The organism is Campylobacter sp. BCW_6466 (assembly GCF_001762835.1).
GTDB lineage: Bacteria > Campylobacterota > Campylobacteria > Campylobacterales > Campylobacteraceae > Campylobacter_D > Campylobacter_D jejuni.
This window is the reverse complement of record NZ_MJXO01000015.1, coordinates 1-4,863: the sequence shown is the minus strand read 5'-3', so window position 1 is coordinate 4,863 and position 4,863 is coordinate 1. Positions and strand designations below refer to the sequence as shown.

8 protein-coding genes are annotated in these 4,863 nt (G+C 32.3%); all 8 read right to left on the bottom strand.

The window, feature by feature from the left end; translation table 11 throughout:
• Window positions 1-4 precede the first annotated feature (4 nt).
• Window positions 5-376, bottom strand: a complete 372-nt coding sequence (locus AJ887_RS00900) for a DUF1353 domain-containing protein (RefSeq protein WP_070284683.1) — start codon at window positions 374-376, stop codon at window positions 5-7.
• Entirely contained in the window at window positions 373-879 is a 507-nt protein-coding gene (locus AJ887_RS00895) for a DUF4376 domain-containing protein (RefSeq protein WP_070284681.1), read from the bottom strand. The genes AJ887_RS00900 and AJ887_RS00895 overlap by 4 nt, the downstream gene beginning before the upstream one ends.
• Window positions 880-903: 24 nt before the next feature.
• Complete coding sequence (locus AJ887_RS00890; protein ID WP_070284679.1) at window positions 904-1,935, bottom strand: phage tail protein; 1,032 nt, start codon at window positions 1,933-1,935, stop codon at window positions 904-906.
• Window positions 1,935-2,555, bottom strand: coding sequence for a phage tail protein I (locus tag AJ887_RS00885; RefSeq protein ID WP_052789952.1), 621 nt, complete (start codon window positions 2,553-2,555; stop codon window positions 1,935-1,937). Before AJ887_RS00885 ends, AJ887_RS00890 begins: the two co-directional genes overlap by 1 nt.
• 97 nt (window positions 2,556-2,652) lie before the next feature.
• A complete protein-coding gene (locus AJ887_RS00880) occupies window positions 2,653-3,819 on the bottom strand; it encodes a baseplate J/gp47 family protein (RefSeq protein WP_070284677.1) in 1,167 nt (388 codons plus the stop codon).
• Window positions 3,816-4,106 carry a GPW/gp25 family protein gene (locus AJ887_RS00875; RefSeq protein WP_002795239.1) on the bottom strand — a complete coding sequence of 97 codons (291 nt, stop codon included), beginning with the start codon at window positions 4,104-4,106 and terminating at the stop codon, window positions 3,816-3,818. Before AJ887_RS00875 ends, AJ887_RS00880 begins: the two co-directional genes overlap by 4 nt.
• Window positions 4,103-4,294 carry a hypothetical protein gene (locus tag AJ887_RS00870; protein WP_002795238.1) on the bottom strand — a complete coding sequence of 64 codons (192 nt, stop codon included), beginning with the start codon at window positions 4,292-4,294 and terminating at the stop codon, window positions 4,103-4,105. The genes AJ887_RS00875 and AJ887_RS00870 overlap by 4 nt, the downstream gene beginning before the upstream one ends.
• A gap of 8 nt (window positions 4,295-4,302) precedes the next feature.
• On the bottom strand, window positions 4,303-4,863 hold a 561-nt coding region (locus AJ887_RS00865; RefSeq protein WP_070284675.1), incomplete at its 5' end, for a phage baseplate assembly protein V.

Here is a 4,863-nt window from a genome sequence, read left to right as displayed (position 1 = left end):
TTTTTTATTTTCCTTTTATCAAGCATTTTATTGCATGATAAAGATTGCAAGAATGATAAAATACAAAGATTTTAAACTTAGAACATCCAAGCAAAGTCATAGCTTCTTTTAATGCTAAATCAGCTGTCTTATAATCAGCTCTAGAATTTGCTTTTTCGCATAAAAAATCATGCACCACACAAGCACTAAAATACTCGCTTTTAAAAGGTGGAAACAAAGACCAAAAAAGGCGTGGGATACTTGCTCCATCCGTTTTAAAGCCTTGTGGTACAATGCCTTTATAATTTGGCAAAGAAAAAGCATAATCACTAATCACTTCAAATCTGTCTTTATCATAGGGCTTTACACAAACCCTTTTTAATTCTGCTTTAGTCATTTTTCACTCTCCCAAACAATTAAATCAAGCTCTTCTTTGCTTTGTGCATTTCTAGCTTTTTCTTTTAAAGCACTTGCTTTAAAAATAGTCTCTTGCACAAAATAAGCCATGCTACTTGCAAAAAGTTTAAACTCATCTACGCTAAATCTTGTAGTTGAATTATCAAGCGCAATCCAATCAATATAAGGAATTAAATTAGGATTAACAAGAGCATTGGTTACTGCTCCATTAATTCTTAACTGATCTTCATTAGAACTTTGATAGATTTTACCTTTAAAAGAAAATCCACCATTTAGAATATTTTCTTTTTTTGTATTAATCTCGTTGATTTTTAACTCTTTTGCCTCGTTTAAAAGCTCTTCTTCGCTTTTAGGAGGACTTGTTAAAGCATTAAACTCTTCTTCGCTAATAGGTGTTAAACTTGTTTTAATTTGCTCATCGCTCACTTCATCCTCATAAGCATAAATTTGATTATTATCGTTTTTGTCTATAAAATATTTCATTTTTTCTCCTTATTTGCTTGATGCTCATCTAAGCTCCATAAAAGATACAATGCTTTTGCTTGGGTAAAATCCGCTGTGTTCTGGTGTATTTAATCTGTATTGCCCATTTGGTGGAATGATTCCAAAACCAAAATAAGTTCGACTTACTCCACCATTGGATAATGAAGTTTGATGCATAGAAACTACAAATTGCTCACTACAAGAAAAACTGACATCCCCACTTGCACTAGCATTAACTTGAAATTTGGCTGCTATGGGTTTTCCTGTATTATTTGTATAAGCTACATCAAAGGCTCTCGAAACATTTTGCCAAGCTTGATTTACTCCCAATCCTCCTATTAAGCTAGGAGCTTGTTCTTTTAAGGTAGCTAAATTTACAAATTGATTGTCATTTGTAGCTTTTATAGAGCTTGTAGGTAGTTTGGTAAAGTCTTTAGCTCCTGTAATGGTTTGATTAGTAGCTAAAGTAACATATTTGGCAATTTCTGTATTAAATTTATTTTCTAAAAGATATTTAGCAAACTCATCCCATACTTTTTTAAACTCTGCATCATATTTTTGCATTAAAGCATCAATTTTAAGATTGAGTTCCACTTTAATAGCATCCACATAATCACGACTTGCCATGATCACACTAGGATCTAGTTTTAAAATAACTTCCTCTGCATTAGAAAGTTCCATGACAATTTTTATCATAAGCTCTTTAGCGCTGCCTTCTTTTAAGATAGGTTTATAAGTGCGTGGGACATTTCCTACTGCAAGCAAATCTCCTGCTTCATCATAAATGCCTACTGCATTAACTTCAAACCCGCCCACATCGCTTGGCACATGACACATTAAATTCACATAGTTTGGATTGCTTTCATCCACGCTTTTGCTACTAATATTAGCTTCATAAACAATCTCTTCTAAGCTTTGCATTTCTTCGCTGGGCAAAATAACTTTTGAACTTAATTTAAAGCTTTTTAAATTGATACCATTTCCACTTGCTCTTGCGGCAATAAATTTAGCAATGCCAATTTTTGTTAGTATGGTATAGTATTCACTTTTTGCCATTAATACACTCCTTTAAAATCAATATTAGTTCTTGTTATTTCACACATAAAAACACCCATTGCATTTAAACTTGGTTTCTGATTGTTTTCAATTTGCGTGGTTTGAAAAGGTAAGATTTCTATAGTTTCTCCACTTATTTCTACACTAGCATTAAAACTATCATTTTTACTTTCAATCTCTATTTCAATTGCTTCTAAAACGCTTCTAACATTTTTAAAATCATAAATTAGTCTTTCTAAAGTATTAAGCGTTCTTTCATCAAAGCTAACATTAGTTGTGCTTACTTTAACTTTAAAAAAATAAGGCTTTCCACCATAATTAAACCACTCTTTAACCACTGCAGTAGGAAATACGGCTCTTAAAGCTTCTTTTATAGCCCAAGTTGTGCCGTTGTATCTATCTAAAAGCAAGGCTTTAGATATAAGCTTTCTTGCTTCTTTTTCATTTAAACCATCAATACTTACATCATAAGCATTGGCTAAAATTGGCAATAATCTTTCATCGCAATTTAGAGCTAGATTTGTGATACTAGCTAAATTTAAATCTTCAAATCTTGTTTTAGCACTTAAATCAATGGCTTTGCTTTGTTTTGGATGGTGGTTTAGTATTAGTGTATTCATAGCACCGCCTTTTTTATGCTATCACTTTGTGCAAACGAAGTTCGCCCAAAGTCGCTTTTACTGAAGGCTTCCCGACCCATTGCTACACAATGCCCCTTCATAGTACTGCCTTTTCATAGCTAAGTAAAAAGCTAAGGGTTGCAAACTCATCATCAGCTATTATTATGTTTGCTAAAGGTAAGTCTTTTAATTCTTGCTCTTCTTCATTTATGATTTTTTCTTTAATGCTTAAAATTTCACTTTTATAAACCCCATCTTGATGTAAGCATTTATAAATAAATCCCAGTGCTAAATCCACGCTTAAATCAAAATCACTTTGTAAGGCATTGATTTTTTCACTAATTTCATTAGCACGGCTTAATTCTAAAAGTAAAAGTTTGGCATCTACGATAAACTCTCTTTTTTTAGCCAATTCTACATTTACTTCATCAGTTAAAGGTCTTCGCTCATCCGCACTTAAATACTCTTTAACCACATCAACGCTTAATTCATCTTCACTTTTAATGATAACTCTTACTTTTCCTGCTCCATTGTTTAAAGCTTTTATGGAAGCTACTTTTGCACTTGCGCTTAAAGCGTGATAGATATAGCCTTTTTCACTTCCTGCGGTTGAAAAACGATGTACACTCATTACAGCCCTTTCTCTTAAGGCTTCATCGCTTTCCTCACTGGCTCCACCACTAAAATATTCAAGTTGTTTAATCTTAGCCACAAAAGGCAGTGGGGTTTGTAAAAACTCGGTTTTACTTTCTTTGCTTTGAATAAATTCATCAAGTTCTAAAATACCTTGTGCTTTACTTTGCCCTTTTTTAATCACCACTTCTTCTTTTAAAGTGGCAAGGTCTGCTTTTTCATTGGAAAAAATCGCACCTTTTGGGATAATGACATCATAAGTAAGCAAAGTATTTAATTCAAACTCTACTTTGGCTGTGGGCTTAACCCCTTTTAATCTTTCAATCAAATAGCCATTAGCTACTACATTATCTAAATCACTTCCCTTTGCATAATGAAGATATGTTGCTTTTATACTCTCATTAATTCTTGCTCTAATTATCATTTCTCTATAAGCTAAAGCTTCTAAAATGGCTTTAAAAGGATCAGATTCTAAAAGCTCTACATTATCTTTTAAAAAGCTTTTAAAAAGTTCTTCATAGGCTTTTAAAAGCTTCTCATAGTCTTGCTCTTCTATGATTTGTGGATAAGGGATATCCTTTAAAAAGCTTTGTTTAAAATAGCTATCATTTGCACTTAAAAGCTCACTCATTTGCCTAGCTCCATGGTTAAATCCCCATAATTTTCAAAAAGCAAGGTAATGCTTAATTTATTGTCTTTACACTCATTAAGTCTCACACCTTTTAGCTTTACTCTTTTTTCCCACTTTGAAATAGCCTCTGCAGTGTATCTAGTAAGCTTTATCTTAAAATCATCATCGATTTTTCTATCTATGAGTGTATAAAGTAAAGAACCATACTCAGGTCTCATTACTCTTGAGCCTAAAGGAGTGATTAAAATGTCTTTGATACTTTCTTCGATGCTTACCATGTAATTCATTTTAAACCTTTGTAAAATTCAAAAATGTTTTCTAACATTTGAGAAAAACCTAAAAACATAAAAGCTATAAAAAAGCCTATAAAAATGCTTTTGATAAAAAAGTTTAGGTTTAAAAAAGCATAAAATGCCCCCATACAAAAGAGCATAAAAAAGACTAATGAAAATAAAAGCAAAAATAATTCTTTCATAGTTTTTCCTATCTTGGCGAAGCTGTGGCACCACAAGTACAAGAATGGATATGATTTGTTAAATCACCTTTGCTATCGCTTATATTTCCGCTAACTTGTAAATTGCCTATTAAGTTTAAATTTCCTTTTATGCTAAAAGTACCACTTGCCCCACCTTCGCCACTTGTAGAAATTGCTCCTGCAATTTGAGTATTACCATTTAAATTAATACTTGGAGCATTAAGCGTTATGGTATTAGCGTTTGTAGTATGATTTTTAGTATTTAAGGTGTTGTTTTGGTTATGGGTGGTTTTATCTACACAAGTGATATTTATATTTTTAACCACATCAAGTTTTAAAGTGCTACTCTTAGAGTTGTATTCTAAATGTGTTCCATCTTCAAAATCTATATTAAAAGTATTTTCATCTGTGTTTTTTGCTCTATGTTTTTCTTGGTAAAGCCCACGCAAAATAACTCCACTATTTAAATCCCCACGCACAGGTATGACTAATACTTGCTCTCCTATTCTTAAAGGAGAAAAGCTCACTGCATAAGAATTAGCTAGACTTTGAAAAACACTTAAAAAATC